Source organism: Sphingomonas sp. G-3-2-10 (genome assembly GCF_012927115.1).
Lineage (GTDB): Bacteria > Pseudomonadota > Alphaproteobacteria > Sphingomonadales > Sphingomonadaceae > Sphingomonas.
Genome location: NZ_JABBFY010000003.1, coordinates 63,750 through 88,814 on the forward strand (window position 1 = coordinate 63,750; position 25,065 = coordinate 88,814).

A 25,065-nucleotide genomic window follows, 5' to 3' on the forward strand; every position below is an offset into this window, starting at 1 on the left:
GGACTGAACAATGGCGAAGATCGTATTCGGCATGGCCGTGCCGCACAGCGGGATGCTGGGGCAGAAGCCCGAGGACTGGCTGACCAACGGGGAACGCGACCGCAAGAACCCCGAGCTGTGGTACCGCAACCGGACCTGGACCTATGCCGAGCTGGAAGCCGAGCGCGGCGCGGCGTTCGAGCCGTTCCTGACGCTGGAGGAGCGGACCACGCGCGCGACCAAGTGCCGCGCGGCGCTGGACGAGATGGCGGCGGCGTACCAGCGTGCGAACGTCGATGTCGCGATCATCCTGGGCAAGGACCAGAAGGAGATCTGGCCCGACCAGTCGCCGTCGATCACCATCTATACCGGCGAGGACGTGCATAACGGTCCGCCGCAGCGGCCGGTCTATGCGCCGGACCATCATGTGGTGCACAAGGCCTATCCCGAGTTCGCGACCTATCTGATCAAGGCGTTCCAGAGCGAAGGCTTCGACCTGAACGACCTGCAGGCATGGCCCGAAAATGTGTGGATGGAGCAAAGGCAGGGGATGAAGCCGGACTATCCGGTGGTCCCGCACGCCTACAGCTTCGTCTATCACCAGATCATGGGCGACAATCCGCCGCCGCATGTGCCGGTGCTGTTCAACCTGTTCTATCCGCCGACCCAGCCTTCGATGGCGCGCTGCATCGAGTTCGGGCGGGTGCTGCGCGAAGCGATCGAGGCGTGGCCGCAGGATGTGCGCGTGGCGGTGATCGCTTCCGGGGGTCTCTCGCACTTCGTCAATGACGAGGAGTTCGACCGCGATATTATCGGCAAGCTGGCGGCCTATGACTATGAGGGCCTCGCCGCGGTGCCGGACGGCTATTACCAGTCGGGCACGTCCGAGATCAAAATCTACTCGATCGTGATGATGGCGCTGCAACAGACCGGCGCGGAGATGACCCTGGTCGATTACATCCCGTGCTGGCGGACGCCCGCGGGGACCGGGGAAGGCATGGGCTTCATGTATTGGGACGCAGCAAATCAATGACCGAACGACTGAACGGCATCATCCGCGCGCTGGAAAGCGGCAAGCCGGCTTTCACCTGCTTCTCCAAGGTCGACAAGCTGACCGCGCAGGAAATGACCGACGCGCCCTATGACGGGATCGTGTTCGAGATGGAGCATAACCCGTACGACGTCGCGGCGCTGGGGGACGCGCTGCAATATATGCTCAACCGCAAGGCGATCGCGGCCTCGGGTTCGGTCGCCCCGGCGGTGACGCCGATCGCGCGCATCCCCGCCAATGGCGGCGAAATGAATCAGTTTCAGGCCAAGCAGGTGCTGGATCGCGGCGTCTATGGCGTGATCACCCCGCATGTCTCGACCGTCGAGCAGGCGTACAACATGGTCGCTTCGTGCCGCTATGCGAAGCCGAAGGGCGCGGCGCTGTATGAGCCCAAGGGCGTTCGCGGCGACGGGCCGGCGACGGCGGCGCGGTATTGGGGCCTGTCGATGCAGGATTATTATGCCCGGGCCGATGTGTGGCCGCTGGCGCCGCATGGCGAGTTGCTGGTCGGGATGATGTGCGAGAGCCCCGAAGCGATCGGGAATCTGGACGACATCCTCGCCAACGTGCCGGGCATCGGGCTGGTGCTGATCGGCGAAGGCGATCTCAGCCAGGCGCTGGGCTATCCGCGCCAGTATGACCATCCCGAGGTGGTGGGCGCGATGAACCGGATCGTCGAGATCTGCCACAAGCACAAGGTGGCGGTGGGCAATCCGCACACCAATGCCGGCAATGTCGAGCGGCTGATCGGCGAGGGGTATAAATTCCTGATGTCCGCGCCGAGCCGCAGCTATGGCGTGGTGGGCAAGGGGCGCGAACTGGCGGGGTATTGAGGGGGGCGACAGCGCGCGCCCGCCGCGATAGAGGGGCGCATGGCCCGCAAGCACCGCGATCCCTATGACCATTTGCCCCGCGAGGAGGAGGCTCCGCCGCCGGTTCCGTGCTGGCTGTGCGGCCGGCCGACGGGCGAGACCATCGTCTGGCACCATCCCGTGCCCAAGAGCCGGGGCGGGCGCGACGTCGTGCCGATGCACCCGATTTGCCAGCAGACGCTGATGGCCAATTTCACGAACTCCGAACTCCAGCGCCACGGGATGGATGTGGAGATGCTGCTGGCCCATCCCAATGTGCGCAAGTTCGTCGACTGGGTGGCGAAGAAGGACCCCGATTTTACCGCGACCACGGCGAAGAAGCAGCGCTGATCGAGGGGCGGTCGCCCGAAGCCGGCGCAGAATATACGCTCGCGCGCCTCTGCTGGCGGAACGGGTGGTTGACACGGTTGACACCAATATCGGGAAAAGCCGGTCTCGGGCGAAATGCGGGTTTCGGACGGTTGAAAGAGCGGCCGGGATGCCTCGGCGCGGCGAGTTGAGCGGTTGAAATCCAACATTGCAATGGGCCGTTGGCTCCTCCCCTAAAGGGGAGGGGCCAAGAAAGTGGCGAACTTATCGCCCGGCTTTCCAATCCAATTGGCGGCGGCCCTTCCGGCATGGTGTGACCCTCTCTCAACGGAGAGGGATTTCAATGAACGGCGCCCAAGCACTGGTGAACACGCTGGCCGACCGGGGCGTCGACATTTGCTTCGCCAATCCCGGCACGTCGGAGATGCACTTCCTCGCCGCGCTGGAAAACCCGCGGATGAAGAGCGTGCTGTGCCTGTTCGAAGGCGTCTGCACCGGCGCGGCCGACGGATATTACCGGATGGCGGACAAGCCCGCCTCGACCCTGCTGCACCTTGGCCCCGGCCTCGCCAACGGGCTCGCCAATATCCACAACGCCAAGCGCGCCAGCGTGGGCATGGTCAACATCGTCGGCGAGCATTCGGCGAGCCATCTCAAATATGATCCGCCGCTGACCTCGGACATAGAGGGGCTGGCGCGGCCGCTGAGCCATTGGGTGCGGCGCGCGGAATCGGCGCAGTCGATCGCGTGGGATGCAGCCACGGCGGTAGCCAAGGCAAGCGAGCATCCCGGCCAGATCGCGACGCTGATCCTGCCGGGCGACACCGCGTGGCAGGATGCCGGCGAGCGGGTGCTGCCTGCGCCGGCCCCCTCCGCCCGCAAGGCGCCCGACGCGGCGCGGATCGACAAGATCGCCGAAGTGCTGCGTTCGGGCGAGCCGGCGCTGATCATCCTTGCCAACAAGTCCACGCGCGGCCGGGCGCTCGAGCTGGCGGGCAAGGTCGCGGCGGGCACCGGGTGCCGCCTCGGCAGCCAGTTCTTCACCGCGCGGATCGAGCGGGGCGCGGGGCGCGTGCCGCTGGAGCGGATTCCCTATGCGGTGCCGCAGGGCATGGCCTTCCTCCAGGGCTTCAAACACCTGATCACGGTCGAGACGCGCGAGCCGGTGGCGTTCTTCAGCTACCCGGACAAGCCGAGCCTGCTGAAAGCGCCGGGAACGGTGGTCCACAATTTGTCCGAAGCGGACGAGGACAGCGAAGCGGCATTCGAGATGCTGATCGACGCGCTGGGCATTGGCGGCGTCGCGCCGCGATTGCAGGAGCGGATCGAAACGCCCCCGCCGAGCGGCGCGCTGAACCCTACCAGCATCGCCCATGCACTGGCGGCGGCTTTGCCCGAGCATTGCGTGTTCGTCGATGAATCGCTGACCACCGGCCGGGAGTCGATGGGTCTGACGATGGGTGCGCGGCCGCACGACCTGATCAACAATATGGGCGGATCGATCGGATACGGCACCCCGGTCGCCACCGGTGCGGCGCTGGCCTGCCCCGACCGGCGGACCTTCTGCATGGTTGGCGACGGCAGCGCGATGTACACGATCCAGTCGCTGTGGACGCAGGCGCGCGAAGGGCTGCCCGTCACGACGATCATCTTCGCCAACAACAGCTACGCCATCCTGAAGGCCGAATACGCCAATATGGGCGCGGGCACGCCCGGGCCGCAGGCGCTGGCGATGATCGATATCGACCGCCCGACGATCGACTGGGTCGCGATGGCGAAGAGCATGGGCGTGCCGGGCGTCAGCGTCTCGACCGCCGAGGATTTCCACGCCGCGATGGTCCGTTCGGTCGATGCCGACGGCCCGGTGCTGATCGAAGTGAAGCTTTACTGAGGGGCAAGCCGTGACGGTACTCAAGACCAATCTGGCCGATTATCCGGTGACGAAGGCGATGAAGGACGGGCGAGTCACGTCCGATCTGGTCACGCTCGATTTCTGCGGGCCGCCCCAGGCCCATAACGGCTTCAAGGCGATGATCCGCGAAGGGGCGTTCGACTGCGGCGAACTGGCGATCGTCACGCTGCTTCAGGCGAAGATCTATGGCAAGCCGTGGGTCGCGCTGCCGATCCCGGTCAATGGGCGGTTCCAGCATCATTGCGCGGGGTTCAACCGCGAGTTCGGGCATCTCGATCCCAAGGATATCGAGGGCAAGCGCGTCGGCGTGCGCAGCTATGCGCAGACCACCGGGCTGTGGATCCGCGGTATTCTGCAGCACGAATATGGCGTCGATCTGGACAAGGTGACCTGGTGCAAGGTCGGCGAGGGGCATCTGCTCGAGTACACCGATCCGGCCAATGTCGAGCAGCTGCCCAAGGGTTCGGACATCGGCCAGATGATGCTCGACGGCGAGCTGGCCGCGACGCTGCAGGGCGTCGATCTGCCCAAGGATCCGCGCGTGCAATATCTGGTGCCCGAACCGTTCGAGGCGGCGAAGGACTGGTATGCGCGCGAAGGCGTGGTGTGCATCAATCACATGTTCGTGGTGCATGAGCGCCTGTCGCGCGAGCAGCCGGAGGTGGTGCGCGAGATCTTCCGGATGCTGGTCGAGAGCCGGGAGCTGACCGAAGGCGGCGTGCCGGCCGTCTATCCGCCGATCGGGCTGGAAGCGAACCGCAAGGGAATCCAGCTCGCGATCGACTGGGCGTATGAGCAGAAGATCATCCCGAGGAAGGTCGAAGTGGACGAGCTGTTCGACGATGTGACCGCGGCGCTGGGCGCCTGAGGGTGAAGCGGCTCGCTGCCCTGTTGCTGGCGGTCGTCGCGGTGCCGGCCGTGGCGCAGACCGCGCCGGAGGTTCGCACCGACTATGTCTCGTTCGGCGGGCATGACGAGGGGCTGATCTACCGGCCTGCGGGCGCGGCGTCGCGGATCGCTCTGGTCTATGCGCATCCGAGCGGGAACACGTTCGACACGGCGGTGGGCCGCGAGATGGCGCGGCGGGGCTATGCGATCATGATGGTCAACCATCATGACGAGGACGAGCGGCTCGATGCATTTGCCGGAGCGATCTCGCAGGCGATCCGGCATATGCGCGCGCTGCCGGGGATCGAGCGGGTCGTGCTGGTCGGGCATAGCGGGGGCGGGCCGCTGGTGGCGTTCTACCAGAATGTCGCCGAGCATGGGCCGGGGGCGTGCAGCGGGGCGGAGAAGATCTATCCGTGCCGCGCCGATCTGCTGAAGGATCTTGCGCCCGCCGATGGCGTGGTGCTGCTCGATCCGACGCTGGGCGCATTCCACCAGATGAGCTCGATCGATCCGGCGGCGGGCGGCGAGACGCGCGATGCGGCGCTCGACATGTTCGCGCCCGGCAACGGCTACGATCCTGCGAGCGGACGCGCGAGCTATCCGGCCGAGTTCCGCCGCCGGTTCGCGGCGGGGCAGGCGCGGCGGAGCGACGCGCTGATCGCGCAGGCGCGCGAGCGGCTGGCGGCGATCGAGGCGGGGCAGGGCCTGTTCGCCGACGACGAGCCGTTCGTGATCCGGGGGATCGGGCATCATGCGGCGGGGGCGCGGCTGTATCAGCCGGACACCGATATGCTCTCGCATACTCGCGCGCCGCATCTGCTGCTGCGCGCCGATGGGAGCGAGCGCGAAGGCGTGATCGCGTCGGTGCGCGGGCCGGGCGGCAAGGCGACGCGCGACGGGCTGCGCACGATGGAACTGATGGGCAACAACAGCAGCGTCCGCATCTTCCTGGCGACGGCGGCGATCCGGACGAAGGACTTCGCGATCGGCGCGGACGATATCACCGGAGTCGACTGGGCTTCGGCCTTTTCCTCCGCGCCGGGCAATGCGCCGGGGATCAGCGTGCCGTCGCTCGTGCTGACGATGAGCTGCCACTATCTGCTGGTGCCCGGCGAGATCGTCTTCGACCGGCTGGGATCGCGCGACAAAAGCTATGCGGCGGTCGAGGGGGCGACGCATGTCTTCGGCCCGTGCAAGCCCGAATATGGCGACACGGTGAAGCGGACCTTCGACCATGTCGCGGGCTGGCTGGCGAAGCCGGGAAGGTTCTGAGCATGAAGGTGACGGGTTCGGTCTGCCTCGCTGCGCTTGCGCTGGTGGGGTGCGCGGGGGCGCGCGAGATTCCGTATATCGATGCGCACTCGCATCTGGTGCCGGACCTGAACCCCGACGAGGAAGTCGCGCGGTTCCGGGCTTCGGGGCTGAAGGCGGTGGTGATCATGAACCCCGATCCGGCGGCGATGCGCGACATCGGCAAGCGGCATGGCGATTTCGTGATCCCCTTCATCAGCATCGCACGCCTGCCCGAGATGGCGGGCATCCGCCTGTCGCCCGGCGCGGCGGCCGCGATGGGCGCGGCGCAGGCCGAGGGTGCAGTGTGCGGCTTCGGCGAAGTGCCGACGCGGGTGGTGCCGGCGACCGAGCCCAGCGACGATCTGGCGCTGCTCAATCTGGACCGGCTGCCGATCTATGCGCTGGCCGATGCGCGCGGACTGCCGCTCAACATCCATGTCACGATCGACACGCCGGCGGTGGAAGCCGCGGTGGACCGGGTGTCGCGCGGGCATCCGCGCATGAAGCTGATCCTTGCCCATGCCGGCTGGTCGGCGGGGCCGGAGGTGCTCGGGCGGCTGATGGCGGCGAACCCGAACCTCTATGCCGATCTGTCGATCCGGCTCGATCCGGCGGCGGGCTTCGTCCAGCCGCGCGAGACGTCGATCCTCGCGGCGGACGGATCGCTGCTGCCCGAATGGCGCGTGCTGATCGAGCGCTTCCCCGACCGGTTCATGTTCGGGATGGACATCACCGGCACCGAGCGGCCGGCCTATATCGACCGGCTGATCGCGGTGGCGCGGCAGGCGTTCGCGCCGCTGCCGCGCAAGCTCCAGCACGCGCTGGCGCACGGGAATATCGAGGCCCTGCTGGCCGGGTGCGCTTTCCCGAAGCGCTGAGCGCGCTACCAGAGCCGCGACATCATCTTGCTGGTGCCGGTCAGATAGCCCTTTTCCGCGCAGCCGCGCCTGGCGATGCTGGCGGTCGCCTCATAGGTGTTCAGCGGATAGGCGGCGTCGTCCATGACATATTTCATCGGGCCATAGGTGAGCGCGACGATCCAGGTGTTGGCGATCGGCGTGGCGCGCTGAAGCTTTGCGCCGAGCGCGGGGGTGACGTTGGCGTCGGTCTGGACGATCGCGACATCGCCGATGCGGACCACGCCGTGGTTGAGCGTGACCGGATCGGTATCCTTGTCGCTGAACTCGCAGACCGGGAGCTTCGAGCCCGGCGTGTAGGCGCAGCGATTGGGCAGGTTGAGCGGCGTGGTGATCTTGCCGGGGCAGACGAGCTGGCGGGATTCTCCGCCGATCGTGACCGCATCGGGCGAGGTCGCCAGGTCCCGCGCGACGGCAAGGCCTTCCTCGGCGAGGATGGTGGCATATCCGTCGATCAGCGACAGGGTGTGGGCACGGCGGCGTTCGATCGGGCTGTGTTCGCTTTCGTAGAGCGGGGCGCCCGCCGCGCCGATGGTGAACAGCGCCACCGCGTCGCCGCCCGCGCGATCCTCGATCATCCGCGAGACCGCGCCGGGCACGTCGCCGCTGATCTCCGACGGGATCGCCATCGCGACCACCGGCTCGATCGCATAGTTGAGCAGGAAGGCGATGGGTTTGCCGTCGAGCGTCTCGAACTTCATCACGCCCAGGCTGTGGTCGATCGGCTCGTTGCCGGTGCGATCGACCCCGGTGATGTAGCGGCCATGTGCGGGCGACCATTGGTTGCGGTTGGCGATCAGATAGGCCTTGCCCCGGCCGACCCCGGCGCGGGCGGGCTGGAGGCGGGCTTCGGCCTGCCGCACCGCCTCGAGCGTGGCGGCGGTGACGCGTTCGACGAATTTGGGCGAGGCGGGGATCAGGATGCCCGGCTCGGTCGCGACGCGCATCGCATTGTGGGTGTGACTGGTGCCCAGCACGATGTTCGCGGCAGGGACATGCGCCTGTGCCGAGATCCTGCCGACGATGTCGGCCGAGACCTTCGCGCTGATCGTCGGCACGTCGGCGACGATCACCACCGCGCGCTTCCCGCCGCTGTCGATTACCACGGCGCGGACATGGATGTCGTCGGCGATGGTCTTGAACGGATCGACCAGCTCGGCCGGGGAAGGCGTGATCTTCACGCGCGCGGCGCCGGCCATCAGTTCGGCCGGTGCGGGCAGCGGCGAGGCAGAGGTGAGGGCGGTTGCGCCCAGCATGAGCAACAGGCTGGCGGCCTTCTTCATCGTCTCTCTCCCGGTGCGGCGCTGCGGCGCGCGTTCGGGAACGGTCTAGGCGGCGGCCGGTCGCGGCCGGGATCGGAAGTCCGTCGCCGCCGATAATTTCGGCCGCGAAGGGCGGGGCCGAAGTTATCGGAGCGGACGCGAAACCAATTTTCCCGATGCGGCTTTGGCGGGCAGTCCTGAGGCTGTCCTGAGATCGACGCGCTTTCAGACCGGCGGGCAGCCGGCGACGGGCGCGCTCGGGGCGTGTGAACCGGCCGGGGATCGGGCGGTCAATTCTCACGGGGAGGATATAATGAAATCCATCAAGACCACGGCCATCCTGCTTGCCGGCGGCAGCGTGCTTGCGCTCGCGCCGATCGCGAATGCGCAGGATGCCCCCGCGCAGGATCCGGAAACCGAACAGGCCGACCAGAGCGATCCGGGCGATGCGAGCGGCGAGACCACGCTGGTCGTCACCGGTTCGCGCGTCATCAAGAACGGCAATAACAGCCCCTCGCCGGTTACCGTGGTGACGACCAACGACCTGCTGGCGGTGCAGCCCGGCGCGAACCTGAACGACGCGCTGAACGTGCTGCCGGTGTTCGCCGGATCGCGCGGCGCGGGCAGCAATCCCAGCACCGGCGGATCGGCGTCGGGCGGCAATGGCTCCGCCAACCAGCTCAACCTGCGCAACATGGGCATCACCCGCACGCTGGTGCTGATGGACGGCGTGCGCATCCCGCCGACGCTGTTCAACGGCGCGGTCGACGTCGACCTGATCCCGCAGATGCTGGTGCAGCGGGTCGACGTGGTCACCGGCGGCGCATCGGCGGTCTATGGTTCGGACGCGGTTTCGGGCGTGGTCAATTATGTGCTCGATCGCAATTTCAACGGCGTGAAGGTCGAAGCCAGCGCCGGCATATCCGAATATGGCGATGCCGAGCAGTTCGACGCGGGGATCGCTTACGGCACGAAGATCGGCGAGAATGCCCATTTCGAGGCCAGCTATCAGTACCATGACGGCCGCGGCATCCTGCGCCGCTCGGACCGGCCGTGGATGAACCTGGTCGGCGTGGCCGGCGCGGGCACCGCGGCCAACCCGTACCAGCTCTACACCAACCTGCGTCAGAAGGATTATCCCGAAGGCGGCATGATCACCGCGGGGGCGCTGGCCAATCAGGTGTTCCACACCAACGGCGTGCTCAGCCCGTTCGTCAACGGCACCGCGACCGGCACCGCCGCGTTGCAGGTGGGCGGCGATGGCGGCGACTGGGATTCCTCGCTGCTCCAGCCGCTGGAATCGCATCAGCTGTTCACCCGGCTGGACTATGATTTCAGCCCGGCGGTGCGCGGCTATGTCCAGTTTTCGGGCACGTTCAAGAAGAACGAGAATTATGCGGAATATGTCCGCCTGAACAACGTCCAGCTGACCAGTACCAATCCGTTCCTGGCACCGGCCTATCAGACCACTCTGCTCAATGCGGGCCAGACCACCTTCCGCCTGCGCAAGACGATGAGCGAATCGCCGCGCCAGCATTCGATCTCCGATTCCGAACAGTGGATGATCAATGCGGGCCTCGCCGGCGATCTGGGTGCGGGCTTCAAATGGGGCGTGGACTATGTTCATGGCCGCTCGACGCTGACGACGCAGGTCGAGAACAACCTCAACAACCAGCGGCTGGCGGCGGCGCTCGATGCGGTCAGCGTCGGCGGGCAGATCGTTTGCCACGCAGCGACCGTGAACCCGGCCGTCTATGGCAATTGCGTGCCGCTCAACCCGTTCGGCCCGACGTCGGAGAGCCAGGCGGCGCTCGACTATATCTTCGGCACGACCAATTATCGCGCCGTCACGGTGATGGACGACATCTCGGCCAATATCGCGGGTTCGCCGTTCGATACCTGGGCGGGGCCGCTCAACGTCGCGATTTCGGCGGAGTGGCGGAAGGTTTCGTTCAGCGCGCGCTCCGACGCGACCTCGGAGAATCTCGTGAACTGCGCGGGCCTGCGGTACAACTGCACCGCGGGCACGACCGCCTATTTCCTGACGCTGCCGGCCAACCCGCTAGTCAGCCAGACGGTGTGGGAAGTCGCGGGCGAAGTCGATGTGCCGATCCTGAAGGATTCGGCGATCGGCAAGTCGCTGAACGTCAGCGGCGCGGCGCGCTTCACCCGCTACAATACCAGCGGCGATTACTGGACGTGGAAGGTCGGCGCCGACTGGCACATCACCGACACGCTGCGGATGCGCGGCACCTGGTCGCGCGATATCCGGGCGCCAACCCTGTACGATCTCTATGCCGAACGCTTCATCGTGCAGGTCAACGGCACCGATCTGCTGACCGGCCTCAGCCCCTCGATCCCGTCGATCAACGGCGGCAATCCGAACCTGAAGGCCGAGATCGGCAAGACGATCACCGGCGGCATCGTGTGGAAGCCGACCTCGGGCCTGAGCATCGCGCTGGACGGCTATCAGATCCAGGTGACCGACGCGATCCTGGCGGTGAATGGCGGCGAGACCGGGTTCCAGAACGCCTGCTATTCCAGCGGCGGCACCTCGCCCTATTGCGCGCTGCAGACTCGTCCCAACGGCTTCACCGATACCTCGGCCGCCAATGCGTGGACCGCGGTGTATAACGGCCTGTTCAACATCTCTGAGATCAAGACCTGGGGTGCGGATCTGGAGATCAACTATAGCGGCGAGCTGTTCGGCCGTCCGCTGAGCCTGCGCGTGCTGGGCGCGTATCAGCCGCACCTCTATTTCCGCCAGCCCAACGTGCCGTCGCGCGATCAGGGTGGTGCGGCGTTCGGTCCGGTGGGCTTCAGCGCGACGCCGACCTATCGTGTGGTCGCCTTTGCCCGGTTCAGCCCGGTCGAACGCTTCACGGTGGATATCCTGCAGCGCTGGCGCAATCCGATGAAGCTGAGCGGCGAGGACAATCTGGTGTGGGTGAGCAACCGCATCGGATCCTATGCGACGACCAGCCTGAACTTCACCTACGACATCAAGCCCGCGTTCGGCGATGCGCAGGTGTTCTTCAACCTCCAGAACGTGTTCGATGCCGAGCCGCCGGTCGGCGCCTTTTACGGCAACGGCACGCGGGCGGGCCTGCGCGACGGCTACGCGGTCGGCGACGATCCTCGCGGACGTTACTATTCGGCCGGCGTGCGGCTGAAATTCTGAGTTGATGGGAGAGGCGCTTCGGATCGCGGGGTCCGGAGCGCCGTTTCCAGTGCGTAGAGAGGTGAGTTGGATGGATCGACCGCAACCGGGCAAGTTCAGGCTGGCCTTCGCGCTGAGAGGCTATGCGCTGAACAGGATGTGCCATTCGCTCAACGAAGCCGCGAACCGCGCGGCGTTCACCGCCGACGAAGCGGGCTATTGCGCGCGATACGGGCTGAACGACGAGGAACGCGACGCCGTGCTGAGCCGCAGCAAGCCGCGCCTCTATGCCGCGGGCGGCAACATGTATTTCCTCGCCAAGCTGGACCGGGTGCCCAAGCCCGCGGGAGCGAACTGATGGCTCGGGTAATTGGCGGGCTGGGCACTTCGCACGTGCCGATGATCGGGCGGACGATCGCCGCGGGCAAGCAGGGCGAAGTGTCGTTCAAGCCCTTTTTCGACAGTTTCGGGCCGGTCCATGACTGGCTGGGCGAGAAGAAGCCGGACGTGGCGATCGTGTTCTACAACGATCACGGGCTGAACTTCTTCCTCGACAATATGCCGACCTTCGCGATCGGCACGGCGCACGACTATCGCAATGCCGACGAAGGCTGGGGCGAACCCGCGCCGCGCGTGTTTCCGGGTGCGCCGGACCTGTCGTGGCACATCGTCAATTCGCTGATGGAGGACGAGTTCGACGTCAGCACGTGCCAGCAGATGCGCTTCGACCATGCCGGGATCACTGCGCTCGACCTGTTGTGGCCGGGGCATGACGTGCCGGTGAAGACGATCCCGATCGTGCTCAACGCGGTGTTGCCGCCGCTGCCGACGCCGAAACGCTGCTATAAGCTGGGGCAGGCGATCGGGCGTGCGGTGGCGTCGTTCCCCGAGGACATCAATGTGCTGTTCGTCGGCAGCGGCGGCCTGTCGCACGAACTGGGCGAGTTCGGGAAGATCAACGAGCCGTTCGACCGGATGTGTCTGGAGAAGATCGTCGCCGAGCCCGAGGCGCTGACTCGCTATACCAATGACGAGATCGTCGATGTGGCGGGTGCGCAGGGGCTGGAACTGATGACCTGGCTGGCGATGCGCGGCGCGGTGCCCGAAGCGGCGCAGGTGGTGGCGAGCATCTACCATGCGCCGATCTCGCATACCGGCGGCGCGATGATGCTGCTGGAGCCGCGCGGCGAAGGCTGACGCCGGGTTCCGGATTCGTCGATCGCGGATCCGGCTTCGTCGCAGGGGTGGCGCAAGGGCGCGCCGGGGACGGGCATCGTCGCAACGAAGCGGCGCTGCGCCGGGCTCTGCTCCAGTTTCCGCTGCGACGGCGCGACATCCCGCGCCGCCCTAGCGAAAGGAGCAGTGCGGTGAAATTCGTCGTCGCCTCGATAATGGCATTGATCGGCAGCGGCTGGCTGAGCGCACCCGCAGGCGCCCAGTCCGGCGCGGCCCTGGCGGGCACCTGGACCCAGTCGAGCAGCGGCAAGGAGCTGGTACTGGCCCCCAAATTCAAGCTCCAGCCCAATGTTGGCGTCGGATACGGCACCAATCTTGGCGGGTCGGTCGGCTATGGCTCGATGACCCGCACCACGATCGTCACCGAGCCGACGATCATGAACGTCACCCGGTCGATGACATTGGTCATCGCGGCCGATGGCCAGTTCAAATGGACGATCGTCAAGCGCCACGCCGATGGCGACAACTGCACCCGCACCACGACGCAGGTAAAGCAGGGGAGCGTCAGCGCCGGCGGCGGGAAGATGGTCTTCGCGATCCGGAGCGGCAGCGAGCGCTGGCAATCGAGCTGCGGCAAGCAGGGCAGCGGCGCGATCGCGCTGTCGCGCGAGGAATACGGCATGTCCGCCCAGGGGCGGTTGCTGCACCTCGCCAGCGGCCCGGTGCGCTGGGCGTTCAGCCGGAAGTGAAACGAATTGTCATGCGCGAGGCGTCCTCCTGTTGCGCATGACAGAGGCCCGGCGGTTCCGACGCCGGGCCTCAATTCATGCCCGGTGCGAGTCCGGCAACAGGCCGAGCCGGGCGAGCACCGCCTTCACATAGCTCGGCCCCACCTGGACGACGGCGCCGTCCTGCATCTCCAGCGCGATCAGGCCCTTGCCGGGCCGCTGCACGCCCTGCACCAGCGCCGGGCGGACGAAGGTCGAGCGATGCACGCGCATCAGCATCTCCGGATCCAGCAGCCCTTCGAGCGCGGTCATCGAGATGCGATGGATGAAGCTGCGCGTCGCGGTGTGCAGCAGGACATAGTCCTTCGCCGCTTCGATCCATTCGATCCGGTCGAACGGCAGGCGGACCTGACCGCCCGCGACCTGAACCCAGATGGCGTCGTCGCGCGCGTCCCCGGCAGGTTCGGGCAGCGTGGCCAGCCGGTCCGCAGCGGCTTGCAGCGTCCGCCGCCGCCGCGCGCGTTCGACCGCCTGGCGCAGCCGTTCGAACCGCACCGGCTTCAGCAGATAGTCCGCCGCCTCCACTTCGAACGCATCGGGCGCATATTGCTCGAACGCGGTGACGAAGATGATCTCCGGGCGGTGATCGGGGCCGAGATCGGCTGCGACGCGGAGGCCGCTCTTCTGCGGCATGGAGATGTCGAGCATCACCAGATCGGGCCGGAGCGCGGCGATCTGCGCCTCCGCTTCGCTGCCGGTCGATGCGGTGCCGACCAGCTCGATATCGTCGATATCGCCGAACAGCACGGACAGCCGCCGGACCGCCAGCGGTTCGTCATCGACCAGAAGGACGCGGAGCCGGCTCATGCGACGCGCGCCGGGATATGCGCGACCAGGCGGCGCAGCGGCAGCCGTACGATCGCGATGAAGCCATGTTCTCGCCGAGCGGTTTCGAGCGAGGCCTGATCGCCGTAAAGCGTCTGCAGCCGCTGGCGGATATTGGCGAGGCCGACGCCGGTTCCGGGTTTTGGCGGATACTCGCCCGCGACGCCGTCATCGTCGACGACGATGGTCAGGCTGCCGTCGTCGGCCCGTGCCTCGACCCGGATCGTCACCGGGCGAGTCGAAGGCGCGACGGCATATTTGATCGCATTCTCGACCAGCGGCTGGAGGATGAATCCGGGCACCAGCGCGTCGTTGAGATCGGCCCCGCAGACAAAGGCGACTTCGAGCCGATCGCCGAAGCGGACGCTTTCGATCTCCAGATAATGCTGGAGCGTCGCAAGCTCGTCCTCGAGCGGGATCAGGGCGTCCTGATCGACCGACAGCGTCGCCCGGAGGAACTCCGACAATTTGGCGAGCATCGCATCGGCCGGGCCATAGTCGCGGGTCACGATCAGCGACGAGATGGCGTTGAGCGTGTTGAACAGGAAATGCGGATTAAGTTGGTAGCGCAGCGCGGCGAGGCGGGCGGCGCTGGCGGCCGCTTCGGCCCGGCTGGCGGTTTCGCGCGCCAGGGCAAGTTCGCGTTCGCGGTCGCGGGCGAGGTTGTTCGCTTCGATCACGGTGAAGGCAGCCCCCAGCAGCGCGAACTGCCAGACGAGCGCCACGAAATTGTTGGTCGCGCGCATCGCGAAGGGGGCGGGAGTCTGGTCCGTTCCGACCAGCCGCGCGAGCAGGTCCGCCGTCGCGGCGTCGAGCAGCGCGAGCAGCGCGGACGCGGCGAACACCGCCATCCCCAATGTGACGAGGCGGACCGCCGCGTTGCGGCTCCGCGCGCTGCGCACCGCCCAATAGACGCCGGCGGAGAGTAACGCGCCGAGCAGGCAGATGTTGAGGACCGAAAGCGCGACATAGAGCCCGGCCTCGCCCCCGAACAAATGATAGGGGATGAGATAGAGCACGCCGGACAGCGTCCAGGTGGCGAGCGTGAGTATTCCGGCCTGACGCAGTTCGGGCTTGAGTCGCATGATCCCCTGGTCCGCTTGATCGCGATATCGCGTCATAGACCATCCTTTGCCGGCGGGCGTCCATCCCGGTCGCGGCCAGGTCCGCCTTCGTCGATTGGCGCGGCGCAGGGCGACGCGCCGCCGGTGCCGGTCGCAGCGCGCGATGGCGAGGCCGACGAACGCGCTAGCCGGGTGACGGTCCACCAAGGCCGCAAGGCCAACAGGCTGAAAGGAACGTCACATGCGCCTCATCACGCAAATCGTCACGGTAACGCTGGTTGCCGGACATACGGTGGGGAATCTCCCGCCTGCTCATGCCCGGCCGTCCCAGGATTGCGCGGCCGCGAATGCCCCTGCGCCGAAGAAGAAGGGCTCCGGCCTGCGCGGTCTGCTCGGCGCGTCGAACCGTGCGGGCGTCGGCAATTTCCTCGGTTCGGGAATCCTCGGCGGGGGCAGGGCGGGCGCGGCCGGCGAGGTTGCCGGCCAGGCGCTCGATCAGGCCGAGAGCGCGGGCGGCAATGCACCGGGCAAGTGTGTGCGGCAACCCGAGCAGCGCGAATGGCGCGCGGTCGATTGAAGGGGAGCGGGAACATGACCTATCCAGCCGGATTGCTTCGCCTGCTTGCCGCAGTCGCGCTGTCGCCCCTCGCCGCCGTCCAGCCCGCACAGGCCCAGGCCGTGTGGGCTCCGAGCGCGGACGATCTCGCCAATCCTTCGAAGGTCGGCCTGATCTTCGAGGGGGAATGGACCACCAATGCCGGACGGCTGCGGATCGAGCGTGTCGGCGCGGGCGACAATGATGTCTTCAAGGGCACGCTGTGGCCCGATGGCGGCGGTGCGCCCTATCTGTTCGAAGGCCTGCGCCCCAATGTGGGCGGCGGATTGATCGGCACGTGGCGGCGAAGCGGTTCCACCGAGCGCCGCGGGGTCAATTTCGTGATCGACCGCAGCGACGGCGATCGCTTCGGGGCGGGGATCGATGGATGGCCGCTAGGCAGCGAACTTGAGGGGCGGCGGGGCTATGAGGGGGCGTCCGGGCCGGAACCCGAGCCCGCGCCGCCGCAACCTGTGCCGTCCAGGCCTGTGCCGTCGCAGCCCGTGCCGCCCGTTCCCGCGCCGCCCCAGACCCCTGCCAATGACGGGTTCAAGCCGGTCGGCAAGTTCGACGCGCGGATCGACAAGGTCGTGGCGGAAGGGCGCTACTGGCATGTCTATGTGACGCTGCGGAATGCGACTGCCTATCCGCTGGTCCAGGCCGAGGGCGTCGATGTGCGGCTGGAGGACAGCGAGGGACTGGGCGTCGAAAGCGGGCAGGCCGTGCGTGCGCGGCCAGGGCCGCCCGAACTCTTCGGATCGCCGCCGCCCACCACTCGGCCCGGCGGCACGATCGCGGTCAAGTTCGTGTTCGACAAGCGCGAGGGGGCAAGCCCGGCGCGAATCCTGGTAATGGAAGGCGAGCGCGAAGCTGCCTTCCGCCTTGGATGAAAGGGATGACGATGATGCGAACCTGTCTTGTAGCGGCCGCCATGCTGGCCGCGCCTGCCGTGCACGCCCAGGCTGCGCTCGATCCGGAAGCGGTGAAAGCGATCGAGGCCGTCGCGTACGACTATGTCGATGGTCAGCTGGAAGGCGATCCGGCGCGGGTGGCGCGTTCGCTCCACCCCGATCTCGCCAAGCGTGCGGTCGTGGGTGACAGCCCGACCGCGCGCGAGCTGTTTCCGCTGCGGCGCATGTCGGCCGACGAGCTGATCGAGCTTACCTCCCAGGGCGCGCTGAAGACGCCGCGTGATCGCTGGATCCGGTCGGTCAAAGTGCTCGACATCGCGGGCACTGCCGCCGTCGTCCGCGTCGAGACGCCGTGGTTCGTCGATTTCTTCCATCTCGGCCGGTTCGGTTCGCGCTGGCTGATCGTCAATGCGCTGTGGTGGCCCAAGCCCCGGCAAACTTCTTCGAATTGAGGCAAGACATGCGCAATATTCTCGTTTCCGCCTGCGCGCTCGCGCTGGCTTCGCCGGCCTGTGCGCAATCGCTCGAGGTGCTTCCGTCGGGCCATCCCGTCGCGCAGGTCAGCATCGACGGGGCGCCGCCGAAGCGCTTCGTGATCGATACCGCGGCAAGCTCGACCGTGATCCTGCCGCGACTGCGCGCGGAATTGCCGACGATGCCCGTCACAATGCAGGGCGTTTCCGGCGCGGCGGGCAGCGCGCAGGTCGAGGTCGCCCGCATCGATCGCCTGCAGGTCGATGGGCGCACGTTCCGCGACCGGCCGGCGATCCTCCTCCCGCCGGGACCGGTCGATGCGCTGGGCGTCGACGGAATATTGGGCGCCGACGTGATCGCCGATTTCGCTGTCGAAATGGACATTCCCGGCCGCCGCTGGCGCATGGCCGATCGCGCGGCGCCGGAAATGCTGCGGGGGCTGCCCCATTCGGTGGCGTTCACGCTCGACGACCAGCGCGCGCCGCGCCTGACCGTCCGGCTGAACGGCGTCGAGGTGCCCGCGATCCTCGATACGGGCGCGCGCGGGACGATCGTGAACTGGGCTGCGGCGGCGAGGATCGGCCTCACCCCGCAAAGCGAGCAGCTCCGCCCCGCGAGCGACGTCAGGGGCGCGACCAGCCACGGCACCGCCAGCGTCAAGGTCCGGCTGGATATGCTGGGGATCGGCGAGGCGCGCATCGCGGCGCCCGAAGTCCGGATCGCCGATCTGCCGGTGTTCGGCGTTGTCGGGTTCAAGCCGGGCGAGCCTGCGGTGATCCTGGGGATCGACATGTTCGCCGATCGTCGTTTCGTGATCGATCATCCGGGACTGCGGCTGCACGTCTCCGATCCGGTCGCGCCCCATGCCGGCTGAACCGGTTTCCAGCGACGAAGCGCGACTCCCGCGCGACGAGCGCGTCCGTTCCTCTCGGGCGCGGGAGCGGCGGACCTTGTCGAACGACTGACGCGCGGCGGCGGCGATGCGGGCAGCATGGGGCTGCACGTTGAAGAAGGAGCCCCGCCATGCATCGCCGTACCGCACTTTCCATCCCGCTCGGCCTCGCCGCCAGCTTCGCCTTGCCGGCGGCCTGGCTGCAGGCCCGGTCGCCTGCGAGCCGCGATCGCCGCGCGCCGCGCTCGCTGATCGATTACTGGGAGGGTGGCGGCGGGAACGAGCCCGGTGCGCTGCCGGGCTGGGTCTCGCCCCAGCCCAAGCTTCACCTTCACCAGCGCCCGAGCGATCCGCAGATCACGATCGCCGAGACCGATCTGCTCCGGCGCAGGATGGATATCGCATTCGCCGCGCTGATGGCCCAGCCATCGCTCCGCAACGTCCACGGGGTCAGCATCGAGGCCGATCTCAACATCTCGCTGATGACCACCGAAGACGGGATGCGGCTGGTCAAGCCGATCCTGAGCCTGCTCGCCAAGACGGTCCATGCCGGCGATCCGAAGACGATCGTGCGCGACGGCCGCTACATGACGCCGTGGGAGGAAGGCGCGGTGCTGCGTATCCACCTAAATCCCTATGAATTCCTCGCGCGGCGCGCAGTCGAGGCCGAGTTCATCGAAGGCCGGACCGTGCGGATCGGCACCGGCGCCGCGTTCGGGATCATCGTCAGCGACACCGCGCATCAGGGCGAATGGTACCCGCGCGATCAGGCCAGGCTTCTGCAGGAGGACAAGTCCTGGTATCGCCCGGGCACGCCGGGTTCGCACATGCTGCTCGTCCATGTCTCAAGCTACCGGCAGGAAAACGACCTGCTGCGTCAGGGCCGCCTGCAACCGACGCGGAGCGCCGCCCGGCTCGCCGCGGCGATGTTCATGACCGACTGGGAAGATGTGCAGCGGCGCATGGTGGCGCTGCGCTGATCACACCCGATTTTAGGAGGAAACGACATGCTGCAATATTATGCCGCCGTCCTGCTGGCTGCGCTGGCTCCGGCCGCCACCTTGCCAATGGTTGTTCAGGACATGGTCGCGCCGGCGCCGGCCGGCGACTTCAGGCCGCTCGGCCGCTGGGACGTGCGCCTCGACCGCGTGGAAAATCCGCGCGATGATCGGCTGACCCATGTCTATATCACGCTGCGCAACGCCTCGGCCGCGAACCTGGTCCAGACCGGCGATGTGTGGGTGACGCTGGAGGAGGGGACCGGATCGGGCCAGCGCAGCGGGCAGGGGCTACGCGCGGTTCCCGGCCGCCCCGAACTGTTCGGCTCCCCGCCGCCGATCGTCCGACCGGGCGGCGAGATCCGCACCAAATATGTGTTCGACCGCAATCGCGACGGCGGCTCGCAGCGCATCGTCATCGAGGAAGGCGAGCATCAGGTAGCTTATGAGAGCTGATGTCGCGTGAAGGCGGTCGAACGGAAAATGATCCGGCGATGCGAGTGGTGCCCGGGGACGGAATCGAACCGCCGACACTGCGATTTTCAATCGCATGCTCTACCAACTGAGCTACCCGGGCCCGTCCGGCGAACCGGAGCAGATCGTCCGGCGAACGCCGGAGAGCGGGCCTCTTAGTCGGCGTCGTTCGCGGTGTCCAGCCCGCTTTGTACATCTTCTTCGGCAGGGCCCGCAGGAATCCGATATCCCTCGCCAAGCCATTGCAACAGGTCGCGATCCTTGCAGCCACGGCCGCAAAACGGCTTGAATGCGGGATCGACGGGCTTATCGCAGATCGGGCAGGCTTCACGCTTCAACTTGTCACTCCTTTGCCGCGACCAGCGCGACGGTTCCGCCCATGCGGCGCGCCAGCTCCGCGGTCCAGTCCGGATGTGCGTCGAGTCGGCGGCGGATGCGCGCACTGACCATATGGGAAGCCGGGAAGGGCGGGAGAAGGCGTTCGAGGCGGCGCAGCTCGGCGCGGGTGTCCGCGCCGGCTGGATCGGCGAGCAGCAGTTCGGGCAGCGAGGCGCGGGTGCGGCGGCGGACGATCTGGAGGAAGCCGAAGCCGTTCACCGCGGTGCGCTCGAACGGCAGCGGCAGATGCGCGTCGACGGCTTCGCCGAGCGCGAGCCTCGCGGCCTTGTTGGCGAGGGTGGGGAAATCGATCCCCACCGACCCGGTGACCTCGTGGCGCTCCATCGCCCGCGCCACGGCCTTTGCCGCGGCCATTGCCAGGGGTTCGAGCGGGCCGGTGCCGTCGACGTCGAACAGGGTCATGGCTGGCGTGACCGACATCCGCAGCGCGCCGCCGGGAAAGGCGATTTCCCCGGTCGCCGCTTCCTCGAGGATCTCGGACCAGCCCGCGGCTTCCAGCGCATCGGCTTCATGCGCGCGGGGCGTGCGGACGGGGATGCCGCTGGCGGTGACACGTGCGAGCAGATCGGGGCCGGGGGCGGGCGCCTTGTCGGTCACGATCGCCTTGGCGAGCTTGGGACGGCCGCGTTCGGGGATGGCCTCACGGACGATCTCGACGATCAGCTTCGCGCCTTGCGTGATGCCCGCGGGCGCGCGGTCGAGCAGGATTTCGCAATCGGCCAGTTCGACGCGGTTATCGGCGCGCAACCGGCCTTCGATCACGGTCCCGGCGCGCAGGCCGGGGAGTTCGATCCGCGCCTTGAGAATCTCGCCGTCCTCGACCAGCGCTGCGCGGGCCTCGCCGATGCCCGCTTCGTAGAGCCACTCAGCCAACCGGGTAGCCTGTGGCGAGCAGGAGCGCGCGGGTTTCGTAGACCGGCAGGCCGACCACGCCGGAATGGCTGCCCGCGAGATAGCGGACGAACCCCTCGGCGCGGCCCTGAATGGCATAGCCGCCCGCCTTGCCCATGCCTTCGCCGCTGGCGACATAGGCATCGATCTCGGCATCGGTCAGCCGCTTGAAGGTGACGATCGTGTCGGACAGCCTGGTGCGGGCCTTGCCGTCGAGGCCGATCAGGCAAACCGCCGACAGGCAGTGATGGCGGCGGCCCGAGAGCAGGGCGAGCATCCGGCGCAGATCGGCTTCGTCCTCGGGCTTGCCCAGGATGCGGCGGCCGACCGCGATGGTGGTGTCGCCCGCCAGCACGATCTCATCGGCGTCGCGCGAAACCGCATGCGCCTTGCCTTCGGCGATTCGCTGGACATAGGCGCGGGGATGCTCGGCTTTGAGCGGGTCTTCGTCGATGTCGGGAGCGGCCACGCGCGCGGGCTCGACGCCGATCCGCTTGAGCAGATCGAGGCGGCGGGGGGACGTGGATGCAAGGACGAGCCTGATGGCCCGCACTTACTTGAAGCGGTAGGTGATACGGCCCTTGGTCAGGTCGTACGGGGTCAGCTCGACGAGCACTTCGTCGCCGACCAGGACGCGGATGCGGTTCTTGCGCATCTTGCCGGCAGTGTGGCCGAGGATCTCGTGATCATTCTCGAGCCGGACGCGGAACATCGCGTTGGGGAGAAGCTCCACAACCTGTCCGCGCATTTCCAGAAGTTCTTCCTTGGCCAAACATGCCTCTGCGAGCGTGAGAAAAGACGCGGTGCCTTACTCCCGGATGCGGCAAAAGGGAAGACTGTGAGCGTCGCCTTGGTTTTGGCGCAATGCGGGTGTCATCTGAAGGCGATAGCCTGAGTTGCTTAGGGGGAGGGTGACGATGATCGCACGCTGGTTCATGGCCGGGGCGCTGGCCCTGCTTCCTGTCGTCGCCCAGGCGCAGACCGCCAATCCGAGCCTGACCGCTCATGCCGGCGGCGTCCGCAGCGACGAAGCGGTGCGCAAGCTGAACCTCCAGCGGCTCGATACGGTGGTGACGGTGCGCGGCGCGGTGGCCGAGACCAGCGTGACCGCGGTGTTCGCCAATCCGGGCAACGATATCCTCGAAGGCGATTTCCGCTTCATGCTGCCCGAAGGCGCGGTGGTGACCGGCTATGCGCTGGACGTGAATGGACAGATGATCGCGGGCGTGCTGGTCGACCAGCCCAAGGCGAAGGCAGTCTATGAGGAGCGGGTGCGCCAGCGCGTCGATCCGGGATTGGCCGAAGTGACGACGGACGGTGCGTTCAAGACGCGCGTCTTCCCGATTCCGCCGCGCGGCACGCGGACGATCCGGCTGCGCTTCGTCGCGCCGCTTTATGCCCCGGCGCAATCGGACGACATCTATATGCTGCCGCTGAGCGTGCAGCCGAGCGAAGGCTGGTCGATCACCGTGCGTTCGAGCGATGCGACGGCGCCGGGCGTGACCTGGCCGGGCCGGGCGACGGGGCCGATGGTCCGCGACGGCGAAGGCTGGATCGCGCGGGGCGAAGGCAAGAGCGAGTTGAGCGGCGCGCTGGCGATCAGCCGCGCCCGGTTGCCTGAGGCGATCCTGAGCCGCAATGCGCTGGGCGAGCGGTTCGTCCAGATCTCGGGAGCGAGCGGGCCGGCGGGCGTCGGCCTGGCGGGCCGGGTGCGCGTCTATTGGGACCGCTCGCGCTCACGCTTGCAGGGGCGGCATGAGGATGAGCTGGCGCTGCTGCGGCGGACGCTGACCGCGCTGAACCCGCGCAGCATCGAGATCGTGCTGTTCAACAGCAGCGGCGCCGAACGCAAGACGGTGGCGAGCGTGGATGCAGCGATCGCGGCGCTGAAGGCGGTGCAGTATCGCGGGGCGAGCAGCTTCGCGGCGCTGGCGAACGAGACCGCGCCGGTCGATCGTTGCCTGCTCTTCTCCAACGGGCGGCCCGCGATCGATCGCGCGGCGGCGCTTTCGGCGAAGTGCCGGCTCGATGCGATTACGACCGCGCCGGACGCGGACATGGCGTGGCTGCGGCACGTGGCGGCGAGTCATGGCGGCCGGGCTTTTGCACTGGGTGCGGACGGATCGGCGATCGAAAAGGCGCTGGGCGCTGCCGAAGGCGGCGTGACCGGCGTGTTCGACAGCGCCGGAAAGCGGCTGGATTTCGTGCCGGTGGAAAGCCGCGCGGGCCGCTGGATGGTGATTGCCCGCGCGCCGGCGAATGGCGGCGCGGTGAGCGTTCGCACCGGATCGATCGAAGCGAAGGTCGCGCTGCCCGATAGCGCGGCGGCGTTCGAGGGCGAGGGACAGCTTCTTGCGCTCGACACGCTGGCGACTCTGGGCGCGAGCGAGCAGCGCGAGGCCTATGTCGCGCTCAGTCGGCGTTACTCGGTGGCGAGCCCCAGCCTGTCGTTCCTCGTGCTGGAAACGCCGAACGATTATGTGACCGCCGATATCGCGCCGCCCGAGGGCTATCCCAAGGAACTGCTCGCCCAGTATCGCGAGCAGCGCAAACATGCCGATGACGGCGAGGCGCGGGCTAGGGCTTCGCGGCTCGATGAGGTGGCGGGCATGTGGGCGGAGCAGGTGAACTGGTGGAAGCGGCGCTTCCCGACCGGCCGTCCGCGTCCGCCCAAGCCGGTTACGACGCCGATGCCGACGCCCATGCCCGAAGCGGTGCCGGCCCCCGTGCAAGCGCCGTCGCCGCCGTCTCCTCCCGTGCCCGATCGCAATGTGATCATGGGCAACACGTCCGGAGCCGACTCGGAAGAGAGCAGCATCGTCGTCACCGGCAACCGCGCGCCGGTTATGGAAATTCAGAGCAGTCCGTCCGCGGTGACGGTCATCGCAAACGATTCGATCGACCGCAAAGCCGGGGAAGACGATCCTAACGCGCCCAGAATCGCGATCGACGCGTGGCAGCCCGACCGGCCCTATCTGAAGGCCTTCGACGCTGCCCCGAACGCGTTCGCGACGCGCTTTGCGACCGAGGAAGCGACGCATGGCGGCGTCCCGGCCTTCTATCTCGACACCGCCGAATGGCTGCGCAAGCGCGGCCGCAACGCCGAGGCAGCGGAGATGGTGGTCGCGGCGCTCGACCTGCCGTCGGCCAATACCGCGACCTTCGGCCTCGTCGCCGCGCGGCTGGAGCGATATGGCGCGATCGACCGGGCGATCGAGCTGCGCGAACGCATCGCGGCGCTCGAACCCGACCGGCCGCAGCCGAAGCGGCTGCTGGCGCTGGCACTGGCGCGCCGCGCGGCATTGCGGCCCGCCACGGCGAAGGCCGATCTGGAGCGCGCCATCGCATTGCTGAGCGAAGTCGCGCTGACGCCGTGGGACGACACGTGGGATGGGATCGAGCTGATCTCGCTGATGGAAGCCAATGCGCTGATCCCGCGTCTCGAGGCGCTGGGCGGCACCGCGAAGCTCGATCCGCGGCTGATCGGGCTGCTCGATGTCGATCTGCGCGTCGTGGTCGATTGGGACACCAATGCCACCGATCTCGACCTGTGGGTGGACGAACCGACCGGCGAGCGGGCGATCTACAACAATCCGCGCACCGCGATCGGGGGACGGCTGTCGAACGACATGACCTCCGGATACGGCCCGGAGGAATATATGATCCATCGCGCGCCGGCGGGAACCTACACGGTGCGTGCGGACGTCTATGCCAGCGACCGGATCGATCCGAACGGCGCGTCGGTGATCACCGTGCGGCTGATCCGCAACTTCGGCCGGCCCAACCAGAGCGAGGAAAGCGTCGACATCGAGCTGCTGGGCAATGACGGCGGCGAGAAGCTGGTGGGGACGATCCAGGTCAAGCCGCGCTGAACCGGGAAACTCCTGCCCGGACAGTGCCGGGCGGGAGTTTCGGACAAGGCCGGGCTCAGG

At 67.4% G+C, this 25,065-nt stretch carries 25 protein-coding genes and 1 tRNA gene; 18 read left to right on the forward strand and 8 right to left on the reverse strand.

The annotated features are described in order from the left end of the window. Positions 1-10 precede the first annotated feature (10 nt). The 7 genes from HHL13_RS20985 to HHL13_RS21015 all read left to right on the forward strand — a co-directional run bounded on the left by HHL13_RS20985 (position 11) and on the right by HHL13_RS21015 (position 7,185). The gene (locus HHL13_RS20985) at positions 11-1,012 is read left to right on the forward strand and encodes a protocatechuate 3,4-dioxygenase (RefSeq protein WP_169557931.1); all 1,002 of its coding nucleotides are present in this window, start codon (positions 11-13) and stop codon (positions 1,010-1,012) included. Then, a complete protein-coding gene (locus HHL13_RS20990) occupies positions 1,009-1,863 on the forward strand; it encodes an aldolase/citrate lyase family protein (RefSeq protein ID WP_169557932.1) in 855 nt (284 codons plus the stop codon). Before HHL13_RS20985 ends, HHL13_RS20990 begins: the two co-directional genes overlap by 4 nt. A 39-nt stretch (positions 1,864-1,902) precedes the next feature. Next, positions 1,903-2,232 carry a hypothetical protein gene (locus tag HHL13_RS20995; RefSeq protein ID WP_169557933.1) on the forward strand — a complete coding sequence of 110 codons (330 nt, stop codon included), beginning with the start codon at positions 1,903-1,905 and terminating at the stop codon, positions 2,230-2,232. Between the two features lie 322 nt (positions 2,233-2,554). Further along, positions 2,555-4,102, forward strand: coding sequence for an acetolactate synthase large subunit (locus tag HHL13_RS21000; protein ID WP_169557934.1), 1,548 nt, complete (start codon positions 2,555-2,557; stop codon positions 4,100-4,102). 10 nt (positions 4,103-4,112) lie between these two features. Further along, positions 4,113-4,991, forward strand: a complete 879-nt coding sequence (locus tag HHL13_RS21005) for a phosphate ABC transporter substrate-binding protein (RefSeq protein WP_169557935.1) — start codon at positions 4,113-4,115, stop codon at positions 4,989-4,991. 2 nt (positions 4,992-4,993) lie between these two features. Next, positions 4,994-6,286, forward strand: a complete 1,293-nt coding sequence (locus tag HHL13_RS21010) for a hypothetical protein (RefSeq protein WP_169557936.1) — start codon at positions 4,994-4,996, stop codon at positions 6,284-6,286. Positions 6,287-6,288: 2 nt separating this feature from the next. Further along, complete coding sequence (locus tag HHL13_RS21015; RefSeq protein ID WP_169557937.1) at positions 6,289-7,185, forward strand: amidohydrolase family protein; 897 nt, start codon at positions 6,289-6,291, stop codon at positions 7,183-7,185. Positions 7,186-7,190: 5 nt separating this feature from the next. Here the strand turns inward: HHL13_RS21015 and HHL13_RS21020 are convergent, their stop codons facing one another. Then, positions 7,191-8,507: a neutral/alkaline non-lysosomal ceramidase N-terminal domain-containing protein gene (locus tag HHL13_RS21020; RefSeq protein ID WP_169557938.1), complete on the reverse strand. Its 1,317-nt coding sequence runs from the start codon at positions 8,505-8,507 to the stop codon at positions 7,191-7,193. Positions 8,508-8,799: 292 nt separating this feature from the next. Between HHL13_RS21020 and HHL13_RS21025 the strand changes: the two genes are divergently transcribed. From HHL13_RS21025 to HHL13_RS21040, 4 genes are all read left to right on the forward strand, one after another. Beyond that, a complete protein-coding gene (locus HHL13_RS21025) occupies positions 8,800-11,667 on the forward strand; it encodes a TonB-dependent receptor (RefSeq protein ID WP_169557939.1) in 2,868 nt (955 codons plus the stop codon). 70 nt (positions 11,668-11,737) lie between these two features. Beyond that, a complete protein-coding gene (locus tag HHL13_RS21030; RefSeq protein ID WP_169557940.1) occupies positions 11,738-12,004 on the forward strand; it encodes a hypothetical protein in 267 nt (88 codons plus the stop codon). Next, the gene (locus tag HHL13_RS21035) at positions 12,004-12,843 is read left to right on the forward strand and encodes a class III extradiol dioxygenase family protein (RefSeq protein ID WP_169557941.1); all 840 of its coding nucleotides are present in this window, start codon (positions 12,004-12,006) and stop codon (positions 12,841-12,843) included. The genes HHL13_RS21030 and HHL13_RS21035 overlap by 1 nt, the downstream gene beginning before the upstream one ends. Before the next feature lie 170 nt (positions 12,844-13,013). Then, positions 13,014-13,571 carry a hypothetical protein gene (locus tag HHL13_RS21040; RefSeq protein WP_169557942.1) on the forward strand — a complete coding sequence of 186 codons (558 nt, stop codon included), beginning with the start codon at positions 13,014-13,016 and terminating at the stop codon, positions 13,569-13,571. A gap of 75 nt (positions 13,572-13,646) precedes the next feature. Here HHL13_RS21040 and HHL13_RS21045 read toward each other — a convergent pair whose 3' ends face one another. Together HHL13_RS21045 and HHL13_RS21050 are read right to left on the reverse strand one after the other, a co-directional pair. Continuing rightward, on the reverse strand, positions 13,647-14,417 hold the full coding sequence (locus HHL13_RS21045) for a LytTR family DNA-binding domain-containing protein (protein ID WP_169557943.1): 771 nt from the start codon (positions 14,415-14,417) through the stop codon (positions 13,647-13,649). Continuing rightward, positions 14,414-15,520 (reverse strand): histidine kinase, encoded by a 1,107-nt coding sequence (locus HHL13_RS21050; RefSeq protein WP_169557944.1) that lies wholly within the window; start codon positions 15,518-15,520, stop codon positions 14,414-14,416. The genes HHL13_RS21045 and HHL13_RS21050 overlap by 4 nt, the downstream gene beginning before the upstream one ends. Before the next feature lie 220 nt (positions 15,521-15,740). On the opposite strand from HHL13_RS21050, the gene HHL13_RS21055 reads away from it, so the two are divergent. The 6 genes from HHL13_RS21055 to HHL13_RS21080 all read left to right on the forward strand — a co-directional run bounded on the left by HHL13_RS21055 (position 15,741) and on the right by HHL13_RS21080 (position 19,825). After that, positions 15,741-16,076 (forward strand): hypothetical protein, encoded by a 336-nt coding sequence (locus tag HHL13_RS21055; RefSeq protein ID WP_169557945.1) that lies wholly within the window; start codon positions 15,741-15,743, stop codon positions 16,074-16,076. A 14-nt stretch (positions 16,077-16,090) separates the two neighbouring features. Then, on the forward strand, positions 16,091-16,984 hold the full coding sequence (locus HHL13_RS21060) for a hypothetical protein (RefSeq protein ID WP_169557946.1): 894 nt from the start codon (positions 16,091-16,093) through the stop codon (positions 16,982-16,984). A gap of 5 nt (positions 16,985-16,989) precedes the next feature. Continuing rightward, on the forward strand, positions 16,990-17,457 hold the full coding sequence (locus tag HHL13_RS21065; protein ID WP_240953949.1) for a nuclear transport factor 2 family protein: 468 nt from the start codon (positions 16,990-16,992) through the stop codon (positions 17,455-17,457). Positions 17,458-17,465: 8 nt separating this feature from the next. Beyond that, on the forward strand, positions 17,466-18,353 hold the full coding sequence (locus HHL13_RS21070) for a retroviral-like aspartic protease family protein (RefSeq protein WP_169557947.1): 888 nt from the start codon (positions 17,466-17,468) through the stop codon (positions 18,351-18,353). Between the two features lie 149 nt (positions 18,354-18,502). Next, positions 18,503-19,351: a hypothetical protein gene (locus HHL13_RS21075; protein ID WP_169557948.1), complete on the forward strand. Its 849-nt coding sequence runs from the start codon at positions 18,503-18,505 to the stop codon at positions 19,349-19,351. 27 nt (positions 19,352-19,378) lie between these two features. Further along, on the forward strand, positions 19,379-19,825 hold the full coding sequence (locus HHL13_RS21080; protein WP_169557949.1) for a hypothetical protein: 447 nt from the start codon (positions 19,379-19,381) through the stop codon (positions 19,823-19,825). Between the two features lie 45 nt (positions 19,826-19,870). Here the strand turns inward: HHL13_RS21080 and HHL13_RS21085 are convergent. From HHL13_RS21085 to infA, 5 genes are all read right to left on the reverse strand, one after another. Next, positions 19,871-19,946: transfer RNA gene (locus tag HHL13_RS21085), tRNA-Phe, on the reverse strand. A 52-nt stretch (positions 19,947-19,998) separates the two neighbouring features. Then, the gene (yacG, locus tag HHL13_RS21090) at positions 19,999-20,181 is read right to left on the reverse strand and encodes a DNA gyrase inhibitor YacG (RefSeq protein ID WP_169557950.1); all 183 of its coding nucleotides are present in this window, start codon (positions 20,179-20,181) and stop codon (positions 19,999-20,001) included. Positions 20,182-20,185: 4 nt separating this feature from the next. After that, a complete protein-coding gene (locus HHL13_RS21095; RefSeq protein WP_169557951.1) occupies positions 20,186-21,115 on the reverse strand; it encodes a ribonuclease in 930 nt (309 codons plus the stop codon). Continuing rightward, on the reverse strand, positions 21,108-21,677 hold the full coding sequence (locus HHL13_RS21100; RefSeq protein WP_169558171.1) for a Maf family protein: 570 nt from the start codon (positions 21,675-21,677) through the stop codon (positions 21,108-21,110). The genes HHL13_RS21095 and HHL13_RS21100 overlap by 8 nt, the downstream gene beginning before the upstream one ends. A 9-nt stretch (positions 21,678-21,686) precedes the next feature. Further along, complete coding sequence (gene infA / locus HHL13_RS21105) at positions 21,687-21,905, reverse strand: translation initiation factor IF-1 (protein ID WP_003049127.1); 219 nt, start codon at positions 21,903-21,905, stop codon at positions 21,687-21,689. Positions 21,906-22,050: 145 nt separating this feature from the next. On the opposite strand from infA, the gene HHL13_RS21110 reads away from it, so the two are divergent. After that, positions 22,051-25,005 (forward strand): VIT domain-containing protein, encoded by a 2,955-nt coding sequence (locus HHL13_RS21110; protein ID WP_169557952.1) that lies wholly within the window; start codon positions 22,051-22,053, stop codon positions 25,003-25,005. The last annotated feature ends 60 nt before the right edge of the window (positions 25,006-25,065 follow it).

Coding starts and splice junctions, on each gene's coding strand:
- HHL13_RS20985 (WP_169557931.1), top strand. CDS start 11: ATGGCGAAGATCGTATTCGGCATGGCCGTGCCGCACAGCGGGATGCTG.
- HHL13_RS20990 (WP_169557932.1), top strand. CDS start 1,009: ATGACCGAACGACTGAACGGCATCATCCGCGCGCTGGAAAGCGGCAAG.
- HHL13_RS20995 (WP_169557933.1), top strand. CDS start 1,903: ATGGCCCGCAAGCACCGCGATCCCTATGACCATTTGCCCCGCGAGGAG.
- HHL13_RS21000 (WP_169557934.1), top strand. CDS start 2,555: ATGAACGGCGCCCAAGCACTGGTGAACACGCTGGCCGACCGGGGCGTC.
- HHL13_RS21015 (WP_169557937.1), top strand. CDS start 6,289: ATGAAGGTGACGGGTTCGGTCTGCCTCGCTGCGCTTGCGCTGGTGGGG.
- HHL13_RS21020 (WP_169557938.1), bottom strand. CDS start 8,507: ATGAAGAAGGCCGCCAGCCTGTTGCTCATGCTGGGCGCAACCGCCCTC.
- HHL13_RS21025 (WP_169557939.1), top strand. CDS start 8,800: ATGAAATCCATCAAGACCACGGCCATCCTGCTTGCCGGCGGCAGCGTG.
- HHL13_RS21030 (WP_169557940.1), top strand. CDS start 11,738: ATGGATCGACCGCAACCGGGCAAGTTCAGGCTGGCCTTCGCGCTGAGA.
- HHL13_RS21035 (WP_169557941.1), top strand. CDS start 12,004: ATGGCTCGGGTAATTGGCGGGCTGGGCACTTCGCACGTGCCGATGATC.
- HHL13_RS21045 (WP_169557943.1), bottom strand. CDS start 14,417: ATGAGCCGGCTCCGCGTCCTTCTGGTCGATGACGAACCGCTGGCGGTC.
- HHL13_RS21050 (WP_169557944.1), bottom strand. CDS start 15,520: ATGCGACTCAAGCCCGAACTGCGTCAGGCCGGAATACTCACGCTCGCC.
- HHL13_RS21055 (WP_169557945.1), top strand. CDS start 15,741: ATGCGCCTCATCACGCAAATCGTCACGGTAACGCTGGTTGCCGGACAT.
- HHL13_RS21060 (WP_169557946.1), top strand. CDS start 16,091: ATGACCTATCCAGCCGGATTGCTTCGCCTGCTTGCCGCAGTCGCGCTG.
- HHL13_RS21065 (WP_240953949.1), top strand. CDS start 16,990: ATGACGATGATGCGAACCTGTCTTGTAGCGGCCGCCATGCTGGCCGCG.
- HHL13_RS21070 (WP_169557947.1), top strand. CDS start 17,466: ATGCGCAATATTCTCGTTTCCGCCTGCGCGCTCGCGCTGGCTTCGCCG.
- HHL13_RS21075 (WP_169557948.1), top strand. CDS start 18,503: ATGCATCGCCGTACCGCACTTTCCATCCCGCTCGGCCTCGCCGCCAGC.
- HHL13_RS21080 (WP_169557949.1), top strand. CDS start 19,379: ATGCTGCAATATTATGCCGCCGTCCTGCTGGCTGCGCTGGCTCCGGCC.
- HHL13_RS21110 (WP_169557952.1), top strand. CDS start 22,051: ATGATCGCACGCTGGTTCATGGCCGGGGCGCTGGCCCTGCTTCCTGTC.